The sequence below is a fragment of the Algoriphagus namhaensis genome (assembly GCF_042649705.1).
Lineage (GTDB): Bacteria > Bacteroidota > Bacteroidia > Cytophagales > Cyclobacteriaceae > Algoriphagus > Algoriphagus namhaensis.
Genome location: NZ_JBHRZS010000007.1, coordinates 371,460 through 392,447, shown reverse-complemented (window position 1 = coordinate 392,447; position 20,988 = coordinate 371,460). Strand labels below are relative to the sequence as shown.

The following is a 20,988-nucleotide window of genomic DNA, read 5'->3' as shown; positions in this document are numbered from 1 at the left end:
GTGTTTTGTAGGTTACACTCAACCATGCAGCCTGAATTTACAATAAATTAAAGCCTCCTTTTATCAAAATGTCATCCTTTGGCGATAGGGTTTCCATGGATAAAATTTCGATTCGATCTCCTTCTTTTTGCCCAGTGACCACTTGTACGCGCTCAAGTCGATATGAATCAGCCGTCTTTTCACGAAGTACCAAAACTACCGTTTCACCCTCGGACTCCAGCACCGCGGATTGATCAATAGCCCATCCAGCCTTGGCATCTTTCTGGATTTCAGCTTCCAAAAACATCCCAGGAACCAAAAGTGATTCTTTGGATTCATCTTTTAGATGTGCATGAACATTGATTTGACGAGCTTCATTGATGGACTGACCCACCATAAAAACTTCGGCCATCATCACTTCGGAGGAAACTTCGGGAATCCTGACCTTTACTTGTTGCCCTTTTTTGATCACGGTAGCATCTCGCTCAAAAACCATCAACTCCATGTGCAAATGCTCCTTGCTAATGAGGCTTACAGCAATATCTGTTGGCTGGATGAATATCCCTGGCACGGCATTGATTTTGGTGACAAATCCAGAAATGGGTGAATAAATCGGGATTTTTGACCGCATGGTCTCAGGCTTCAATTCATCTGCATTGATATTCAAAAGTTGAAGCTGACGCTTGAGACTCTCGGCCTTGGCTCTTGTCCCCTGATAATCGGCCTCTGCTTTGAGATAGCTCTTTTGCGAAGAAATCTGCTCACTGTAAAGGGTCTTTTGCCGCTCGTATTCTGATTGGAGGTAAGCCAATTGACTTTTAGCTTCCAGGTAATCTTGTTGTAAAAGAATGAAATCAGGATTCTCCAGCGAAAATAAAACCTGACCTCTTCTGACTTCTTGGCCCTCAAGTAATTCCATTCCACTTACATACCCTCCATAAAAAGCGCTGACCTCCTGCATGCTTTCAACGGGGACTTGAACGGAACCCTGAACGGTGATCGATTCTGAAAATTGCCCAGAGTCCAGCCTACCCCACTGCATTTTCATGGTTTCGAATTGTGCTGTACTCAGCTCGATATAGGTGCCATCAACTTCAGTTAATACAAGCGATTCATTTTCATTTTTGGCTTCGCCACAGGCAAAACTTAGGAATAAAACCAAAGGCAGAACTAGTGCTGGGAGGGATAATTGCTTGGTTTTCATTAGTCGATCAGATAATTCATTTTTAAAATATTGAGTTGATAGTCGTAGCGACTCTCAAGATACTGTAGGGTGATATTTCTGGAATTTTCCAGAAGCATAGCGTATTCGAGGAAATCAATTTGTCCCTCCTGATAGGATCGTTGGGCCTGCTGGATAAGTTGCGCAGCGAGATCATTTCCTTCTTGCTCAAAATAGTCAATGACTTTTTCTTGCTGAGCAAGTTGTGCCTGCAGCTGGCCATACTTGGTCTGAAGGCTATTTTGGTAGCTTTCTGCTTCAAGCATAATTTGCTCTTGCTGAAGTTGGCTAGATTTTATCTCTGATTTTTGTGCTCCAAAAAAGAGAGGAATAGCTATACCCGCCTGAAATCCAGGATAGGTCGCAGCCCCAGCACCCGGATTGGTACCCTGAAAATAGTCAACAAAAATATCTGGAAGCAGTTTTCGCTTTTCTATAGTCGTCTGGTGATATGCCTGAGCTGTAATCCCCTCATAGTATTTCACCCCGGGATGCTCTTCCCAATCCTGCAATTCTTGTAGTTGGAGATCAGTTAATTCCCGGCTGACAGAAAGCTCATCTTCCCAATTCAATTCCATTTTCAATTCGTCTAGGGCAACCTCAAAGTTTTGGGCAACCTCTGACTTTTTCAGCTTGATCTCTTGCAGCTTTCCTTGAGCTGTCAACTTTTCTAAGTAATTGGTCTCCCCTGTTTCGAATCTGCGATTTGCTGCATTGGCAAACACCGAATAGAGACTATCCAAAAAATCATAATGATCCACCAAACTCTGGAAATGTTGAACGGTGAGATAAGCCTTGCTTACTGCTGCTCTCACTTTTCTTTTCTCCAATTCTGATTCATACCCTCGAATCATGGCCTGATCTTGTAAAAGGTTCTTTTGGGCACTGTACAGACTTGGAAAAGCGAAGTTTTGGGTGACTCCCCAAACACGGTTGTAGATACCATTCTCAGCGATATCATTTTGGTCAAAACCGTAATAAACACGGGTTTTGTCCAGAGTCCATCCTGCGCCCTGTCGGGCCATGGCAGATTCGATGGCTTTGTCTGCTGCCTGAATTTTAAGGTTTCGACTTTCAGCCAATTCCAAAGCTTCTTCTAAGGTAATAGACTCCGCATTTTCTTGTGCCAAAGCTGGAATTCCGCAAAGCAAAAGAAGAAGGGTTACTACGACTTTGCTCGTGCCTGCACTTGAGAGAGAATCACCTTTTGAATCCGATTTTTTAAACATCACATAAAGGACAGGTAGGACAAAAAGCGTGAGAAATGTAGCTGTAAATAGACCTCCAACTACCACCGTGGCCAAAGGACGCTGTACCTCAGCCCCTGCAGACGTAGAAATCGCCATAGGCAAAAATCCCATTGCCGCAGCCGATGCAGTCAGTAAAACAGGGCGTAATCTTTCCTTGGCTCCGACAAACACAAGTTCCTTGAGATTGGTGAATTTTGATTCCATGGATTTGAAATGTTCGATAAGCACGATCCCATTCAATACTGCAATACCAAAAAGGGCAATAAAACCAACTCCAGCCGATATACTAAATGGCATATCTCGGAACCAAAGCAAAAACACCCCGCCAATTGCTGAAAGTGGAATAGCCGAATAAATCATGATGGCATCCCGCGTTGAAGAAAAAGCAAAGTACAAAAGCAAAAAGATCAAGACCAGAGCTATCGGAACAGCGATGAGCAGACGATTTCTGGCTTGCTCAAGATTTTCAAACTGTCCGCCATAATCCACCCGGTAACCTTCGGGAATATCGATCTGAGTAGTCACTATTTCCTGAACATCATTCACCACGGATTGTAAATCACGGTTTCTAACATTTACCCCGATTACCACTCTCCTTTGCGTATCGTCCCTGGAAATTTTTGCTGGGCCTTTAGTGTACGTAATCTTGGCCAATTCAGAAAGTGGAACAAAACCACCCGAAGGCACTTGAACTGACGCATTGTCTAGATTGCTGATATCCTTACGGAAATCTTCTTCAAAGCGTACCACCAAGTCAAACTGTCGCTCACCCTCAAAAACTTTTCCAGCTGTTTGGCCAGCGAATCCCATGGTGACGACCTGATTTACATCCTCGATATTCAGTCCATATCGGGCAATTTTAGATCGATCGTATTCTATTTTCATCTGAGGTAAGCCATCGACTTTCTCGAGAATGATATCTGCTGCGCCTTCGACGTTCTGTATGGCTGCTTCAATTTTTTCAGCAGTCTGGAGCAAAATATCCAGATCTTCCCCAAACACTTTGATCGCCAAGTCAGCCCTCACCCCCGTAATCAATTCATTAAATCTCATTTCGATGGGCTGAGTGAATTCAAATTCCAATCCAGGTATAATTTCAAGTGCTTCTTTGAAGACCTCTGCAAGTTCATCCTTGGTTTCCACAGTTGTCCACTCAGACGGGGGGTGTAATGTGACGATTACGTCGGTCTCCTCCATGGACATGGGATCGGTTGGGATTTCCGCTGCCCCAATTCTCGTCACGATCTGATTTACTTCTGGAAACTGTTTCAAAATAGTTTCAATCTGCGTCATTGTTTCCACCGTGTTCGTAAGTGTAGTACCTGTTTTTAATACAGGTTGGATCACAAAATCACCTTCATCCAGCGTAGGAACAAACTCAGAACCCATCCTAGAAAAAACAAAAACCGTAACGAGCAATAAGCCAAACGCCCCGATTAAAACAGCCTTAGAATGATCTAATGCCCATTTAATTCCAGGCTCATAGGCTTTATTAATTGCCTTGATAATTCGCGTTGAGATATTCTTTGGTCCGGGAGGTGTGGTTTTCAAAAACAAGGAAGAGACTACGGGGATATAGGTCAATCCTAGGATCATGGCTCCAATCAGCGCGAAGCTAAAAACCTCAGCCATGGGTCTAAACATTTTCCCCTCCACCCCACTTAAGCTTAAAATCGGAATGAATACGATGATAATTATGATCTGGCCAAATACTGCTGAGTGCATCATTTTGGATGCGCCTTCGAGTGCCACTCCGTCTTTCTTGGATCGAATCTGTTCAGCACTCAGGTTTTTAAAATCACCACCAATTTTTGTGAATTGGAAGGCGATAAACTCTACAATGATTACGGCACCGTCAATTATAATTCCAAAATCAATTGCCCCAAGGCTCATCAAATTCGCATCAACTCCAAAAATGTACATGAGGGAAATCGCGAATAACAAACTCAAGGGTATCACAGATGCTACGACCAATCCTGAGCGGATATTTCCAAGAAGCAGGACCACTACAAAAATCACGATTAAACAGCCTAAAATCAGATTCTCGGCTATGGTAAAAGTAGTACGTCCAATTAATTCAGATCGATCCAAAAACCCATTAATGATGACCCCTTCAGGCAGGGTAGGCTCGATTTCTGCGATACGTTCTTTCACTCGATCAATGGTGGCTTTTGACCCAGCTCCTTTCAACATCATCACCTGACCTAGGACTTTTTCTCCCTCTCCATTTGCTGTGATTGCTCCAAAGCGATTAGCATGACCAAAACCTACTTTCGCGAGATCTCTAATATAAATGGGTGCCCCATCTCTTACCTCCACCACAATATTTCCGATATCCTCCAGACTTTCTACAAGTCCTTCCCCTCGGATAAAAAAGCTCTCGTTGGATTTTTCGATATAGCTTCCACCTGCTACCGAATTATTTTTGAGTAAGGCGTCATAAACTTCTGTCAAACTCACGTGCATAGCTTTCAACCGTTCTGGATTGATTGCAATTTCATATTGCTTGAGAAATCCGCCCCAGGTATTGACCTCCACCACTCCTTCTATTCCTGAGAGTTGACGACGAACTACCCAATCTTGAATGGTGCGTAAATCAGTGATAGAATATTGATCCTCGTATCCCAGCTTGACATCGATCACATATTGATAGATTTCTCCCAAACCGGTGGAAATCGGACCCATAAATGGCTGACCAAATCCGGCAGGAATTTGTTCTTGGGCAATTTTGATTCGTTCTGCAATTAACTGACGAGGGAGATAAGTCCCCATATCATCCTCAAAAACAATAGTCACCACAGAAAGACCAAACTTAGAAATGGAGCGGATTTCCTTCACTCCAGGTAAATTCGCCATTTCCAATTCCACTGGATAAGTGAGATACTTTTCTACATCCTCTGTGGCTAAATTTCTAGAAGTGGTGATGACTTGGACCTGGTTATTGGTCACATCAGGGACCGCTCCAATAGATAGTTTGGTAAGCGCATATATTCCAAACCCTACCCACGCTGCGATCAGCAAAAAGATGATGAGTTTATTTTTTAGACTCCAAGAAATGATTCTTTCCAACATAAGACTGAGTTACAATCTTAAAGTTGAATGAAAAATCACTGGCGTACTAAGACAAAAGTCACTTTTACACGAATGAATCGCTATTCAAAAATGGACTAAATAAAGGGGCAAGTTGGCGGAAAAGTAGCCTCAAGCCATTTCCATTTTCCTTGTTGAGGAACGTCCTACTTTTCTTCGGGAAGAAGATGGCTTTTTCTTTCGTTTATTCCACCAAATCAAAGTCCCGGTGATCGGCAAAGAGGTGGCAATCAAACAAGCCAAGAACCAAATGAACTTGGACACTTGACCAAAAATTTCGCCGGTGTGCAGGTACTTAACTGATCTGCCAATCTGTTGTCTGACTGGCAATTCACTAAATAGGCTAGCCTCAACCAAATCAAGATCTTCGGGAGATAAACTTAGATTATCCGAACCAGGAGATGCCGTCAAATTGGTTTTGTATTGTCGGACGTCGATAGTTTTAGTCAAATCCGAAGGAATTGAAATGCGGGTGTTACCCACATAGCCCAAGTGACTTTCTGTCGCGGCGATGATCTCATCTAGGGTAAAAGATTTGGGGTTTTCAAAGACAGGCTGCGGCTTATTTCGCTCCGCCTCTCGCTCGGCTTCACTCTGGTAAGTATCCCAAGTCTTTTGCCAGCCCTCTCGATACCAGTTGAAGGACCAAAAAAGCCCCGTAGCCGACATCAAAAACAAAGCGATAAGAGAATAAAATGCCAATGAATTATGCAGATCGTGATTCACTCTCTTCCAATTTCCCGACCATTTGATTTTCAGACCCTGCTTCCAGTTTTTTAATTTATTGGGAACCCAAATCACAATCCCTGTAAGCACTCCTAGTAAGAAAAGTGTCGTGGAAATACCATTGATCAATCTACCCAAATCTCGATTGCCCATGCTTTCGAGAATTGGCGCCTCCACGCGGTCCAAAAGTAACCAGCGATGCAGGCTAAACATGGAACTCATAAACTCTTGGGTAGCCGTTCTCGTAGTATTGTCGCCGAGAATTTCGCCTGTGAAGGGATTAACATAGAAGGTAGTTCCTCTCCCCTCTTCTCCTTCGCCGAGTAAAGTAAATTGAGCAGCCCGATCTGCATCTTCCATCCAAAAAACCTGAGTGACGGATTTATTTAATTCCGATTCCAAATTGGATTTGATCTCTTCTGCCGACATCCGATCTCCGCTAGGCTCCACGAAATAAAGTTCAGAATCAAAAAATTCACGAATCTCAGTATTGTACACGTAAAGCGTGCCACTGAAGCAAACTGCGACAACAATAAGTCCGCAAACCAGTCCGGCATAAAGGTGAATTTGATTGAAGATGTTTCGTACTTTTTTCCAGAGGCCAGAAGAACTAGTGGACATAGTGAAATCGGTTTGAAGTTCTGATTAATTCGAGTCAAAATTAAAAAAGAATTATTACTATTTAGATCAATTCTAAGAATAATTTTTGTTTAGATCAATTTTAATTAAGGTAAAAGTCGGCCCAACTCTACTTGGCATCTGAAGTCTTTTTATCTTTCGATTTCAATCCTTTAAGCTATGCGAAAGTTCATCCCGGTTTTCATTCTACTCGTCACTCTATCTGCATGTTCTCAAGAGAAAAAAACCTTACCCACTTTGGATCCTGAATTCGAAAAAGTTCTTGAAGCCCATGGAGATTGGGAACAGTTTTATCAGGCGAAAGCGATGAGTTATCAAATGATCCATGAAACGAACTTGACTAAGGAAACGCATTTCATCAATCTAGATACTCGTAAAACGCGAATAGATGCGGACAATTTCCAGATTGGGTTTGATGGAGAACAGGCATGGATCAGCCCAAATCGAGAGTCCTTCGGCGGGAATTCTGTTCGCTTTTACCACAACCTTTATTTCTATTTTTATGCCATTCCTTACGTATTCACGGATCCGGGAGTGACTGTGACTAAGGTTGAAAATCGCGCCCTTAACGGCATTTCCTATCCAACTTTTGCAGCAAAATTTGACTCTGACAAAGGGGATAGCCCAGAAGACCAATATTTTATGCTCATCAATCCAGAGACGAATAGACTCGAATATTTACTTTACACGGTGACCTTTTTTGGCAATCCAAATCCAAGTCTAAGTGCATTGAAATATGACGACTATCGAAATGCAAATGGACTTATTTTCCCAAGAATTCTCACAGGCTATACTCTAGAAAATAATGAGACCACTAAAGTTCGATATCAGGTGAGTTTCGCAGACATACTCTTACTCGATGAGGGCTTTGATGAGTCCCTATTCGAAAAGCCAACCAATGGAGTATTTGCAGATTAATCTCCTACCTTTTGGATAGATACCTCGGTGAAAAGCTTTGAATCTGTTTGCCCTCCGTATTTGCCTTGAACAGGCAAAGTATTTTCTGGTCTTGGATGAAACGCCAGTGGGACGTAGCTATGGTCGGTCAATAATCCCAAACTAGGATCCATTCCTACCCAGCCCGCCCCGGGCAAATAGACTTCCAGCCAAGCGTGAAGTTCATGACCAGTGGAAAGTTCTGGGTTAAATGCATACCCACTTACAAATCGGCTGGCCAAGCCTAAAGTGCCAAGTAAGTTCATCTGCATCCAAGCCAAATCCCTGCAGGAGCCTGTTTTGGATTTAAAAGTTTTTTCGGCTGTCCAAAGGTTTTCCTCCTCTCGGATCAAGTGCTCCCAATCGGTATGCACATAGCTGGTAAGGTCAACCAAGAAGCTCAGCAAATCTGAGGCTTTCGAAAAAAACTCCTTGGCTATTTGTTTCCCATTGTCCCCAATCTCCGAATGCACATAAGCCGAGATTAATTCAACGGTCTCATCAGAATAGGAAAATAAGCCAGATGAATTCTGATCATAGGTGAGAATAAACTCTGGATCAATGATAAATGCGAAAGGGTTAAATTCTTGACAAGAAATAAGTAGATCACTTCGAATCTCCAGTTCTGAGCAGGGTTGATCGAACCAAACTAAATCAAAGGAATTCCCGACCATATCGGTTCTCACGGCCTTACCCTGAGGGATTGGTGAAATGATCAAATCTCTTTTTAGGACCTTCTGAAATGAACGGTACTGCGGAACCAAAAACAGCTTGTGCATGCCCAACACCACTGGTCCTCCATAGGTATATCGGGTAAGATGCTGTATAGCGAGTTTCATTTAGTTTATTCTTGGGGCACTGAGATGGAGCTTCCTTCCAATGCCTGTTTTAACACCTCTGCAGGCAGTTCCTCAATTGCTTTTTTTAGGCGATCGTTCCAGAAACTTGAGATGTGCTCCAATTCCTTTTGCTCAAAGCGTTGCTCAGCGATGTGGTAAGAGTCATTCGCCAAAACCACCGTATCAATGGGAAAATCCACATCATTTGCAGAAATCCTCGTGGCATCGAAGGCTAGAAAAGCACATTTTAAGGCGTATTCAAGGCTATTGTCGTACGAGAGCGACCTTCGCAAAACAGGGTTACCAAAGCCTCCATTTCCTATGATCACAAAGGGAGTCCCTCTTCGGATTTCGATCCAATTGCCTTGTGGGTAAAGTAGGTATAGTTTGGGTTCGGTGTCCTCTTCTAGTTGTCCTCCAATGATAGAATATACATTAAAACTAAGGCCGGAATCTTCTAGATACTGTTTGTCCTCTTTGGCCACGATCCGCACCTGATTCCCAAATTCATTTACCGCATGGTAAAGTTTTGTAAAGGAATCATCCTTTCGCTGGATCACTTCAGAAAAATAGGTAATGGCCTTGTCTCTTACAGATCTCAAACCAGAAGTCATGATAAAAAACGAATGCTTTTTTCTATTTACCGTATAGACCTTTTTTGAAGAGGTGGTCTCACTTCCAGTGGTGATTCGTGTGTCGGAAAGCCCCACTATTCCTTCCTTGGTTTTTATCCCGAGGCAAAATGTCATTCTTGTTGATTTGATTGCTGCGCAAAGTTATCCCTTATCGTGAAGAAGTTGCGATTTATTTCATCAGAGATTGTGTTGATTTTTACTTGAAGATTATCCAAGTATTCATGCAGGCCAAAGTCAATAATCTCTCCAACTTCTGCAAATTCCAATTTGGACCGAAGCTCTCCAATAGCTCGTTCTGCACTGTTTTTATATCCATCACCAAGGTTATCAGAAATTTGATGTAGGCATTTTTCCGCTTCGCGCAGACAGAAATAGATTGATCTGGGGAAAAACTTATTCAAGACCAAAAACTCCACCACATTCGATGGCTCAATATTGCCATAGACGCGACGATAGGTATTAAATGCAGTGACGGACTTTAGCAAGGCCATCCAATGCAAAAAGTCAAGCGGTGTCCCAACCTCTTGCTCTGAAGGCAATAGGATATGGTATTTGACATCCAGCATTCTGGAGGTCTTATCTGCGCGCTCCAGATATTGCCCTAGCTGACGAAAATACCAACCCTCCACTCTCGCCACGCTACTATCTGCAATGCCATAAATCAATAAAATTTGATTTTTCACCTTCTCGTAAAATGCACGAGGGTCCTCTTTTTTCCAGATCTTTTTCTCCTCTCCTTCTTTCAGCAGATAGTACAGCTCATTTGCCTTCTCCCAAGTTTCTTTACTAAGATTTTCTCGAATGATCCGCGCATTTTCTCTGGCGCTTTTCACCGCAGAATATATGGAGTTTGGATTTTCCTGATCAAATGTTAAAAAATGAAGCACCTGTTTGCTCTCAAAGGTATCATGCGACCTTAGGTAAAGGTCAAGATCTCCTGTGGCTGCTACCAATGGCTTCCATTGCTCCTTCAAATCTACAGGCAGATCTTGCATTAGATTAAAATTCACATCGATAAAACGTGCATAATTCTCAGCCCGCTCTAGGTATCTTCCTAGCCAGTAAATATGGTTTGCTACTCTACTTAGCATGTTTTTCTGATTTAAATATTAATATAAAACCCAAGTATCCTTACTTCCTCCACCTTGGGAGCTATTCACCACAAGTGAGCCTTTTTTCAAGGCTACCCGAGTCAATGCCCCTGGAATCACTTCAATCTCTTCACCGTACAAAATATAGGGGCGTAAGTCCACATGTCTTCCCTCAATTTTTTCTTCCGTAAGTGTGGGGACAGTAGATAAGGACAAAGTGGGCTGGGCAATGTAATTGGTCGGATTATCCGCAATCAATTTCTTGAATTTCTCATGCTCCTCCTTCGTAGCCTTTGGACCAATAAGCATCCCGTAGCCACCGGCCGCGTTGGTTTCTTTGACCACAAGGTCGGCGATATTGTCCAGAACGTATTTTCTATCTTTTTCCTCACGACAGAGGAAAGTGGGCACGTTATTCAAAATGGGCTTTTCACCCAGATAATACTCTATAATTTTTGGTACATAAGCATAGACCGCCTTGTCATCTGCCACACCTGTTCCAGGCGCATTTGCTAAAGCAATATTCCCAGCCTTATAGGCTTCAAAAAGTCCTGGAACACCCAGCATGGAATCTGGATTAAATGCCAAGGGATCTAAGAATGTGTCGTCGATGCGACGGTACAATACATCAATTTGCTCCAACCCACGAGTGGTCTGCATGTAAACAATATTGTTTTCCACAATCAAGTCCACCCCATTTACCAGCTCCACTCCCATTTGCAAGGCAAGATAGGAATGCTCATAGTAAGCCGAATTGTAAATTCCAGGGGTCAATACTCCAACCACAGGCTTAGGTTTGTCAGAAAGATTCTGAAGCATTTTCAGAAGTTTTGCCGGATAATCCGATACGGGCATAACACCGCGAGAATTGAAGAGTTGAGGATATACCCTTTTAATAATTTCTCTACTTTCCAGCATATAGGACACGCCGGAAGGACATCGGAGATTATCCTCTAAAATATAGTACTCTCCATCCTTAGCTTTTACCAAATCGGTCCCTGTAATATGACACCAAATGCCTTTAGGGGGAGTAAGACCTACGCAAGGTTGCAGGTAGTCTTTGCTCTGCAAAATCAATTCGGAGGGAACAATTCCATCATTCAAGATTTTGCGTTCATTGTAAATGTCCTGGAGAAACATATTGAGTGCTTTGGTTCGCTGCTTTAGCCCTGCTTCTAGTTTTCTCCACTCGGAATTTGGGATGATTCGGGGGATAATATCCAGATGCAGTATTTTCTCCAAACCTTGATTATCATGGTACACATTGAAAGTCATTCCCATGGCCCGCTGGGTTTGATTGGCAGAAAATTGCAAGTGCTTCATTTTTTTTGGCGAAGTCTTCTTCAGGGTCTCACAAAACTCTAGGTAGTGTGGCCTAATCTCTCCTTCTGGGGTAAACATTTCATCGTGATGTTCACCTGATTTATATCCCTCTGTCTTCATATAGTCTGTCTCAATTATTAGGGAAGAAAAGATATACTTATTAGTTAAAAATAAAAACTAGAGGCCAATTTTTATAAGCTATTCAATAAATCAGACGAGAATTTGTGTTTTCTTCAAAAATTGAAGGCTAAGTTTTTTGCGATAAAATTGACTTGAGATTAATACCTTTAAGGAATGGTAAAGCGATTACTAAAAATACAAGATGCCAATTGGGTAAAGCGCGTGACTTTATGGAGGCATGTCAAAGATGCTCTTTTCATCATGATCGGAGTGGTGATGGCCAGTATTGGCCTAAAAGCATTTTTACTACCCAATGGCTTTTTTGATGGAGGGGCCATGGGTATGTCCCTGCTCCTAGAGTTGCTTACGCCAGTCAATCTCTCCGTATTGATCATCTTGGTGAATCTACCCTTTATCCTCCTTGGAGCAAGGCAAGTATCCGTCATCTTTGCCGTAAAAAGCACTCTTGCCATTTTCGGCTTGGCTCTTTTGGTTCACTTTATAGAACTCCCCACTATCACAGCCGATAAGTTGCTTATCGCCGTTTTTGGTGGATTCTTCTTGGGTAGTGGAATAGGCTTTGCCATCCGAGGGGGAGCAGTGATTGATGGTACGGAGGTTTTGGCAATTTCGGTAAGCAGAAGATCCAGTCTTACCGTAGGGGATTTTATCACCGTTTTCAACGTTTGTTTATTTATCGTAGCCGCTTTTTTTGTGAATTTGGAAACAGCCATGTACTCCATGCTTACTTACTTTTCGGCATCCAAGACCGTGGACTTTATCATCAATGGTGTCGAAGAATATCTAGGAGTGATGATCATGTCACAGTATTCGGAAGAAATCAAATCTATGATTTCTCACGATCTAGGTCGAGGGGTAACTGTGCTCAAATCCGATGGAGGCTATGGAGCTAACGCCAAACTACTCCCGGATCGGAAGGTGCTTTTTTGTGTAATTACCCGACTAGAGGTGACCAAAATGCTGTCGGAGATTGATAAACTCGATCCCAAAGCATTTGTGATCCAATATCCCATAAAAGACACCAAGGGAGGAATGATTAAGAAACGACCACTGCATTGACATTGGGCAATTATTGATGAAAGCAGGATCAATTAATCATTCAAAATTGGAAGAATTCCATCCTTCCTAAAAACAAAAAGACCTGTCCCACGATCACTCGTAGACAGGTCTTTGTTTCTTGTTTCTAAAAATTCAGACTACCAAGCTTTGCTCGCAGTGACGATCATTCTACGAAATCGTTGAACCACTTGATGTCGCCTCATGTGGCGTCAACAGCTTAAGCTTTCCATCCTTATCTTCAGCCATCAGGATCATGCCTTCGGAGTCGATGCCCATCATCTTACGAGGAGCCAGATTGATCAGCATGGTTACTTGCTTGCCGATCAGGAACTCTGGCTCGAAATGCTCCGCCACACCACTCAAGACGGTTCGATGACCTAAACCAGTATCCACCTTTAACTTGATCAGCTTCTTGGATTTCGGCATTTTCTCAGCCTCTAGCACGGTCACCACACGCATATCCAGCTTAGCAAAATCGTCGTAGGTAATGATCTCTTTCGTCGGCGCAGCTGGTGCATTGGCCGCTTCATTTTCTTTTTTCGCATCCATGAGTTTTTGTACTTGTTTGTCTACTACTTCGTCTTCGATTTTTTCAAATAATAAGCCCATCTGACCTAGAGCCACCCCATTCTTCAGTAAATCTGCATCTCCCGCATTTTCCCAGTCTATCTCCTGCATCCCAAAAAGATCCACGAGCTTTTGGGCTGTGAATGGCAAAAATGGTTCTGCTACAATGGCTAGGCTTCCAGCGATATTCAAAGCAATATTCAAGATGGTGCCCGTACGCTCTCGATCTGTTTTGATCGTCTTCCAAGGCTCAGTATCTGCCAAATATTTATTTCCTAACCTCGCTAAATCCATCATCAAGCCCAATGCTTCTCTAAATCGGTATCGCTCGATGGAACTAGCAATTTTTTCAGGGAAGGCCTGAAGCTCGGCCAATACCTCCTCATCAACTCCTACAAGCTCTCCTTTGCCTGGAATCACTCCATCAAAATACTTATGAGTCAGCACAACGGCACGATTGATAAAATTACCGAATACGGCCACTAGCTCAGAATTATTTCTGGATTGAAAATCCTTCCAAGTGAAATCATTGTCTTTCGTCTCAGGCGCATTAGCCGTAAGCACATAGCGCAGAACATCCTGCTTGCCCGGAAACTCCTCCAAATATTCGTGCAACCAAACGGCCCAGTTTCTGGAGGTTGAGATTTTGTCCCCTTCTAGATTCAAAAATTCGTTGGCCGGTACATTGTCCGGGAGAATAAACTCCCCGTGAGTCTTTAGGATGGCAGGGAAAATAATACAGTGAAACACAATATTATCCTTGCCGATGAAATGCACCAGCTTGGTATCCTCATCTTTCCAGTAGCTTTCCCAGTTTTTTCCAGTACGAGAAGCCCATTCTTTGGTGGCGGAAATATAACCGATCGGTGCATCAAACCATACATACAGCACTTTACCTTCTGCTCCCTCGACCGGCACGGGGATTCCCCAGCCCATATCCCGAGTCATGGATCTAGCCTGAAGTCCATCTCCCGCCTCTAGCCAAGATCTACACTGTCCAAGCACGTTATTTTTCCAATCCTCCTGATGCTCTTCGAGAATGTATTTTTTCAAAAAATCCGCATAGCGTGCGAGGTCCAAAAACCAATGTTTGGTTTCCTTTAAAACTGGGGTGGACCAGCTCAATTTTGACTTGGGGTTGATCAGCTCAGTGGGACTGAGTGAGCTTCCGCATCGTTCGCACTGATCTCCGTAAGCACCCTCAAAACCACATCGTGGACAAGTGCCCTCGATATATCGATCCGCCAAAAACTGTCCTGCTTCCTCATCAAAGTATTGCTCCGTGGTCTGCTCTAGAAATTCCCCTTTGTCATACAAATCCTTGAAAAGCTCCTGAGCTGTCTCATGGTGGATTTGCGCAGAGGTCCTTGAGTATTCGTCAAAGCTGATCCCAAACTCCTGAAAGCTCGCCTTCATCATCTCATGATAGCGATCCACGATTTCCTGAGGTGTTTTACCTTCTTTTCTGGCTTTGATCGTGATGGCTACTCCGTGCTCGTCGGACCCACAGATATAGGCCACGTCTCTTTTTTTGCTTCGCAAATACCGAACGTAGATATCCGAAGGAATATAGCAACCAGCCAAATGCCCGATGTGCAAAGGACCATTGGCATAGGGCAAAGCCGATGTTACGGTATACCGCTTAAAATTTTTTGTACTCATAGGAAAATGTATCGCCTGCTGCGGCGAGTGAGGGTCTTAAATTCGCTTGCAAAGATAGAAATTTCAGCCAAAGGCTTGGTTAGCCATTCATAAATTCCTCACGGGCCTCATCCGTCAAGATCCCCTTATAAATAATGGAAACCGCCTGATCATAGACTTCAGCCGTTGAAAGGTTCATTCCATCCTGGATTAGCTGAGGGAATTGAGACCTGAATTTTGGATCAATCAAAGACTGCACCGCCGAGGCATAAAGCATGACCACTAGGCTAATATTCAGCTGGGGATTGACAAAGCCCTGATCCACTCCTTGAAGAATCAATTGATGAAAACGAACGTAAGCAGACTCGTTAATGTATTCACTGAGTCCTTCCCACACCTCCGGAGCCACTTCTCGAAGATCCTCAAAAAGCTCAGGATTGATCGGCGCCAAATACGTTGCAATGGTAGTCAGCGTAGATTTCAACTTAAGAGGAAATGGGATGTATTTATTATCCGAAATGGCTTCTACTTTCGAAGAAAGCTTGGTTTTGAGCATTTCGAAGGAAGCAGCTAAAAGCTCGAGTTTTCCGGGATAGTACTTGTAGAGCGTTTTTTTGCTCATCCCAAGTGCCAAAGCCAAATCATCCATAGTGGTATGTCTATACCCTTTGCTCAAGAAGAGCTCATATGCTTGGGACAAAACCTTGGTTTCGATACTATTTTTATTGACCATAGATGAAATCTTCAATTCAAATATAGGAAATCACAGGGTATGGAATCTAATCCTGCAGGAGCGGAAATTTGAGTGTTTGATTAATTGTTCCTTGCTGGCTCAAATTGTATTTTTACCGCCCAAGTTTATTCCTCATGACAAAACAAGAAGCCGAAATTCGGATTGCTGAGTTGAGCAAAGAAATCAACCACCATAATCACCTGTATTACCAGGAAAGTAAAACTGAAATTTCGGATTTTCAGTTCGATCAACTTCTAAATGAGCTCATCGCTCTAGAAACAGCCTATCCCGATCTTCTTCAGCCTGATAGCCCTTCGCAACGTGTGGGTGGTACGATTACCAAGGAATTTGAAACTGTGGCGCATGAAACGCGCATGCTTTCACTGGGAAACACCTATAGCGTTGAAGATCTCAAGGCTTTTGACGAGCGTGTGGAGAAAGGCCTCGGAAGCTCGGATTACGAATACTTTTGTGAATTGAAATTTGACGGAGTCGCAATATCCTTGGTCTATGAAAATGGAGAATTGATCCGTGCAGTCACACGTGGGGATGGATTTAAGGGAGACAATGTCACCGAAAACGTCAAAACTATTCGAAATATTCCTTTGAAGGTAAAGGGAGAAAATATTCCTACGAAGTTTGAAGTCCGTGGAGAGATTTTTCTACCAGTTTCTGAATTTGAAAAAATCAATGCTGAAAAAGCTGCTGCAGGTGAAGCTTTGCTCGCTAACCCAAGAAATACTGCCTCCGGGACTCTCAAAATGCAAGATAGTTCGGTGGTAGCAAAGCGGCGACTAAACTGCTATTTCTACCAATTGCTCGGCAATGATCTTGGCGTAGAAACCCATGATCAGGCCATTTCATTGATTGAAAAATGGGGATTTAATGTGTCCCAGACTTATCGAAAAGTCTCGAGCATAGACGAAGTCATCACGTATATCGAAGAATGGGATCAAAAACGTTTTGATCTTCCACTTGAGACTGATGGAGTAGTACTGAAGGTAAACAGCTACGATCAGCGCGAGGAGTTGGGCTTCACTGCCAAAAACCCACGCTGGGCTATCGCTTATAAATATCAGGCCGAAAGTGCCGTGACTCAACTTCTATCAGTTAGCTATCAAGTCGGGAGAACTGGAGCTATCACCCCAGTGGCCAATCTCGCTCCTGTTTCCTTAGCTGGCACCACCGTCAAGCGAGCTTCGCTTCACAACGCCAATGAAATCGAGCGGCTCGATCTTCACACAGGTGATTTTGTACATGTGGAAAAGGGTGGAGAAATCATTCCAAAAATCACAGGTGTGGAGCTTAAGTCTAGGCAAGCCAATGCCCGACCGATTTCCTACATCACGCATTGTCCGGAGTGTCAGACTGAATTGATCCGTAAGGAAGGCGAAGCCAAACACTTTTGCCCGAATGCAAAAGCTTGCCCCCCACAGGTTTTAGGAAGAATAGAGCATTTCGTTAGCAAGCGGGCTATGGATATTGACTCCATGGGTACCGAGCGTATTCGGGCTTTGCTAGAGCGGAAATTCATCCGAAGCTATGCAGACTTGTACACCCTTCAGGATAAAAAATCAGATCTTTTGGGGCTTGAAATGTCTCAGGATCAATACGAAAAAGAAGGTGAAGGATTGCTTTATATTAGTTTAGAAAAAGCCCTATTTGCCCTGACGGATCAGATTTCGCTCAAGCAGATCAATGACTTCCTTCAAGCGAAAGCAGATGTTCCCCTAAATGCTAAATTGCTGGAATTCAAGCAGGCAATCCGGGTCTGGAAAAAGAAAGTCCCGAGCAATACAGGGATGATTGATTATTTGATCTCCCATCTTCAAAGCCATCCGGAATTTCCGAAGTTGGAAGATTTTGTGCCTGTAGCTCTGATTCTAGATCTCTTACTCGGTCGACGCGCTGCCTTGGATCAGCTGATCTCACTCAGTAAAGTAAAAGGAACAGTCCACGGAATCATGCTCGAGCTGGACCTTCCTCTCAGCGAGGAGCTTAGGGAAAAAATCAAAAAACTGAAAGCCAACACTTTCCAAGAGGGAGTAATCAAAAATATGCTGGAGGGGATCGAAGCCTCAAAGGCTCAGCCTTTTGACAAAGTGCTTTTCGCCATCGGAATCCGAAATATTGGAGAAAATACAGCAAAGCTTTTAGCAAAGCATTTCGGAAATCTAGAAGACTTGAAAAAGGCTAGCAAGGAGCAGTTACTCGAGATCAACGGAGTGGGCGAAACTCTCATTCAAAGCTTAGAGGAGTTCTTTGCAGATGCTGACAACTTGAGAATTTTGGAAGAACTGCGGGCTCATGGTTTGAACTTCGAAATGAGCGGAGAAGAAAATGAAAAGCTCGGAAATCAACTCGCAGGCAAACGAATACTTGCAAGTGGAAAGCTAGAGAATTTCTCACGTGATGGAATCAAGGAATTTGTTGAGGCACATGGAGGCCAGTACATTAGTTCAGTCTCCAAAAATCTGGATTTCATCATTGAAGGGGCAGATATGGGCCCAAGCAAAAAAGAAAAAGCGCTAAAATTGAACGTTCCTTTGGTTTCGGAAGCTGATTTTCTAAAAATGATCGAGTCCTGAGGATTTCTACGATAAATTTGAACCAAATTCCTTTCTGAGAATTTAAAGAAATAGAAGTTTACCAAACAGGGATTAATCCTACTTGTTTGTTGTGAATAGAAGAGATTTTAGAATGAATTCGAAGGCTTATCTTTCGAACTGAAAATAATTGAAATGAATAAATTTAGAGGTACTGGTGTGGCATTGGTCACTCCCTTTCATAAGGATTTTTCCATTGACTTTGATGGATTAGAGAAACTGATCAACCATACCATTGAGGGTGGTGTGGATTATCTGGTAGTGCTTGGCACCACAGGTGAAGCTCCAGTTATGACCTCAGCCGAAAAAAAAGAAGTCATTCGAAAAAGCGTGGAATTCTGTGCTGGGCGAGTTCCTGTGATGCTTGGACTTGGTGGCAATAGCACTGCAGCAGTTCTGAGTGAAATTGAATCCACAAATTTTGAGGGCATTTCTGCTATCCTTTCCGTAAGTCCATATTACAACAAACCCACACAGCAAGGGATAATTCAGCACTTCACAGCGATCGCAGATGCAGCTCCGGTTCCAGTTTTATTGTACAATATTCCTGGAAGAACCATGTCAAACATGGAGGCGGACACCACCCTTGCCTTGGCTAATCATCCAAATATCTTTGGAATCAAAGAAGCCAGCGGAAATTGGGAGCAATGCTTGAAAATTGCCGCAAAAAAGCCGGAGAACTTTCTGCTGATCTCAGGAGATGATGTAATGACTGTGGCATTGCAAAGCATAGGTGGAGCAGGAATTATTTCTGTTTTGGCCAATGCCTTACCACAAACCTTTAAGAAATTAACGCATGGAAATGCTGAAGAGCAAAAGGAAGCAAGTTTTGATCTGGTGGATCTCAATGCGCTAATGTATCAGGAAGGGAATCCCGTAGGTATTAAAAATCTGTTGAAGCATCTAGGGATTTGTGGGGATCAGGTCCGCTCACCTATGCTCCGTGCCAGTGAAGGTCTCGATCAAAAAATCAAAGCTCTCGCCTAAATCTTGCATTCCTCCATCAGCATATCTGAGTTAAATCAACTCATCAAATCGGCACTCGAAACCCAACTCGAGCCGACCTACTGGGTGGTGGGAGAATTGACTGATTTTCGAGTAGCTGGTGCGGGGCATGCTTACTTTGAATTAGTAGAAAAGGCAGGGAATACCGTTCTAGCAAAAATCCGCGGAAATCTCTGGTCTTTTGCTTACCGTGAAATAGCTGAACGATTTCAATCCGCTACGGGTACTCATCTGAAAACAGGAATGAAAGTGTTGGCTCAGGTGGCAGTAAGCTTTCATCCACTTTATGGCCTAAGTGCCAATGTCAAAGATATCGACCCCTCTTTTTCTCTTGGGGAGCGAGCTAGATTACGGCAGGAAACTATTGATCGACTTACCCAAGAGGGCCTGCTCACTTTGAACGCAAGCCAGACTCTACCAGAAGTTTTGCAGAAAATCGCCATCATTTCCAGCCCAACCGCAGCTGGCTATGGAGATTTCGTGCAGCAGATTGATCGCAATTCATCAGGATTTAAAATATATCATAAGCTCTATCCGGCTGCTATGCAGGGTAATGACGCCAGTGCTAGCATCACTGAAGCTCTTAAGCGCATTGGAGCTCAGAAAAATAGTTTGGGCATTGAGGCGGTAGTGATTATTCGAGGTGGTGGTGCACAATTAGATTTGGATTGTTTTGATCAATATGATCTAGCTCGCGAAATCGCTACTTTTTCACTCCCGGTACTGACGGGGATTGGTCATGAACGGGATGAGACTATTGCAGATTTGGTGGCCCATACACGACTGAAGACGCCCACGGCTGTTGCAGAATTTATTCTGAGTAGTTTCCGCGAATTTGAAGATAATCTGAGAATACAATGGACGCGGCTCGAGAGAATGATTCAGGGTCAGTTGCGACAAGAGCAAACACTTTTGGAGGGTCAGTTTCAGCGCTTAAAATCACTTGGTTTAAGACTAAATTCTAGCTCCACGGATAAATTGCAAAGCTTAGAAAAGCGGCTAAAATCAACCATGCGGTCAAATCTTGAGTCCCAAAAAAGCACTTTGACACACCTCGAAAAAAATCTGCAGAAAAGTGCTCTTGGACTTCAGCAGAGGTCCGCACTCCAACTCACACAGATCAAAAAAAGTCTATCCCAGCTGGATCCCAGATCTATTTTGAAGCGAGGCTATTCACGAACAGAAATCAATGGGGTCCCGGTAGACAACCTGCCACTTGAAGTAGGTCAAGAACTGGACACCTATACTTCAAAAAATAAAATTAAGAGTATCATTAAAAGCATTGAAAATCATGGCTGAAAGAAGTTATTCGGAAGCTTTGGCTCGACTAGAAGAGATCTTATCTGAGCTGGAAGAAGGCAAAAAAGGTGTGGACGAACTTTCCAGTATGGTGAAAGAAGCCTCAGGCCTCGTTAAGTTTTGCAAGGACAAACTCAAAACTACAGAAGATGAAATTCAAAAAGCATTTGAGGAAAGCTGAAATACAATAAACAGGCAGTAATCGAG

General features: G+C 43.2%; 15 protein-coding genes. 6 read left to right on the top strand and 9 right to left on the bottom strand.

The window, feature by feature from the left end; genetic code table 11:
• Positions 1-37: 37 nt before the first annotated feature.
• The 3 genes from ACFOSV_RS09965 to ACFOSV_RS09955 all read right to left on the bottom strand — a co-directional run bounded on the left by ACFOSV_RS09965 (position 38) and on the right by ACFOSV_RS09955 (position 6,888).
• The gene (locus ACFOSV_RS09965; protein WP_377905862.1) at positions 38-1,183 is read right to left on the bottom strand and encodes an efflux RND transporter periplasmic adaptor subunit; all 1,146 of its coding nucleotides are present in this window, start codon (positions 1,181-1,183) and stop codon (positions 38-40) included.
• Positions 1,183-5,523, bottom strand: a complete 4,341-nt coding sequence (locus ACFOSV_RS09960; RefSeq protein WP_377905861.1) for a CusA/CzcA family heavy metal efflux RND transporter — start codon at positions 5,521-5,523, stop codon at positions 1,183-1,185. The genes ACFOSV_RS09965 and ACFOSV_RS09960 overlap by 1 nt, the downstream gene beginning before the upstream one ends.
• 129 nt (positions 5,524-5,652) lie before the next feature.
• Positions 5,653-6,888 carry a PepSY-associated TM helix domain-containing protein gene (locus ACFOSV_RS09955; RefSeq protein WP_377905860.1) on the bottom strand — a complete coding sequence of 412 codons (1,236 nt, stop codon included), beginning with the start codon at positions 6,886-6,888 and terminating at the stop codon, positions 5,653-5,655.
• A gap of 177 nt (positions 6,889-7,065) precedes the next feature.
• Here ACFOSV_RS09955 and ACFOSV_RS09950 point away from each other — a divergent pair, with 177 nt between their 5' ends.
• A complete protein-coding gene (locus ACFOSV_RS09950; protein WP_377905859.1) occupies positions 7,066-7,824 on the top strand; it encodes a DUF6503 family protein in 759 nt (252 codons plus the stop codon).
• Here the strand turns inward: ACFOSV_RS09950 and ACFOSV_RS09945 are convergent.
• From ACFOSV_RS09945 to ACFOSV_RS09930, 4 genes are read right to left on the bottom strand one after another with little or no spacing between them, the layout of a single operon-like run.
• Positions 7,821-8,681, bottom strand: coding sequence for a transglutaminase family protein (locus ACFOSV_RS09945; protein WP_377905858.1), 861 nt, complete (start codon positions 8,679-8,681; stop codon positions 7,821-7,823). The genes ACFOSV_RS09950 and ACFOSV_RS09945 overlap by 4 nt on opposite strands.
• A gap of 5 nt (positions 8,682-8,686) precedes the next feature.
• Positions 8,687-9,430 (bottom strand): peptidase, encoded by a 744-nt coding sequence (locus tag ACFOSV_RS09940; RefSeq protein ID WP_377905857.1) that lies wholly within the window; start codon positions 9,428-9,430, stop codon positions 8,687-8,689.
• Positions 9,427-10,407 carry an alpha-E domain-containing protein gene (locus ACFOSV_RS09935; RefSeq protein ID WP_377905856.1) on the bottom strand — a complete coding sequence of 327 codons (981 nt, stop codon included), beginning with the start codon at positions 10,405-10,407 and terminating at the stop codon, positions 9,427-9,429. Before ACFOSV_RS09935 ends, ACFOSV_RS09940 begins: the two co-directional genes overlap by 4 nt.
• 18 nt (positions 10,408-10,425) lie before the next feature.
• Positions 10,426-11,850 (bottom strand): circularly permuted type 2 ATP-grasp protein, encoded by a 1,425-nt coding sequence (locus tag ACFOSV_RS09930; protein ID WP_377905855.1) that lies wholly within the window; start codon positions 11,848-11,850, stop codon positions 10,426-10,428.
• A gap of 174 nt (positions 11,851-12,024) precedes the next feature.
• Here ACFOSV_RS09930 and ACFOSV_RS09925 point away from each other — a divergent pair, with 174 nt between their 5' ends.
• Positions 12,025-12,930: a YitT family protein gene (locus tag ACFOSV_RS09925; RefSeq protein ID WP_377905854.1), complete on the top strand. Its 906-nt coding sequence runs from the start codon at positions 12,025-12,027 to the stop codon at positions 12,928-12,930.
• A gap of 168 nt (positions 12,931-13,098) precedes the next feature.
• Here ACFOSV_RS09925 and metG read toward each other — a convergent pair whose 3' ends face one another.
• Together metG and ACFOSV_RS09915 are read right to left on the bottom strand one after the other, a co-directional pair.
• Positions 13,099-15,159 carry a methionine--tRNA ligase gene (gene metG / locus ACFOSV_RS09920; RefSeq protein WP_377905853.1) on the bottom strand — a complete coding sequence of 687 codons (2,061 nt, stop codon included), beginning with the start codon at positions 15,157-15,159 and terminating at the stop codon, positions 13,099-13,101.
• A gap of 79 nt (positions 15,160-15,238) precedes the next feature.
• Positions 15,239-15,871 carry a TetR/AcrR family transcriptional regulator gene (locus ACFOSV_RS09915; protein WP_377905852.1) on the bottom strand — a complete coding sequence of 211 codons (633 nt, stop codon included), beginning with the start codon at positions 15,869-15,871 and terminating at the stop codon, positions 15,239-15,241.
• A 134-nt stretch (positions 15,872-16,005) separates the two neighbouring features.
• Here ACFOSV_RS09915 and ligA point away from each other — a divergent pair, with 134 nt between their 5' ends.
• From ligA to xseB, 4 genes are all read left to right on the top strand, one after another.
• Positions 16,006-18,459: an NAD-dependent DNA ligase LigA gene (gene ligA / locus ACFOSV_RS09910; protein ID WP_377905851.1), complete on the top strand. Its 2,454-nt coding sequence runs from the start codon at positions 16,006-16,008 to the stop codon at positions 18,457-18,459.
• A gap of 153 nt (positions 18,460-18,612) precedes the next feature.
• Positions 18,613-19,464 (top strand): 4-hydroxy-tetrahydrodipicolinate synthase, encoded by an 852-nt coding sequence (gene dapA / locus ACFOSV_RS09905; RefSeq protein ID WP_377905850.1) that lies wholly within the window; start codon positions 18,613-18,615, stop codon positions 19,462-19,464.
• 3 nt (positions 19,465-19,467) lie between these two features.
• Positions 19,468-20,781 carry an exodeoxyribonuclease VII large subunit gene (gene xseA / locus ACFOSV_RS09900; protein ID WP_377905849.1) on the top strand — a complete coding sequence of 438 codons (1,314 nt, stop codon included), beginning with the start codon at positions 19,468-19,470 and terminating at the stop codon, positions 20,779-20,781.
• The gene (gene xseB, locus ACFOSV_RS09895) at positions 20,774-20,962 is read left to right on the top strand and encodes an exodeoxyribonuclease VII small subunit (protein ID WP_377905848.1); all 189 of its coding nucleotides are present in this window, start codon (positions 20,774-20,776) and stop codon (positions 20,960-20,962) included. The genes xseA and xseB overlap by 8 nt, the downstream gene beginning before the upstream one ends.
• Positions 20,963-20,988: the final 26 nt, after the last annotated feature.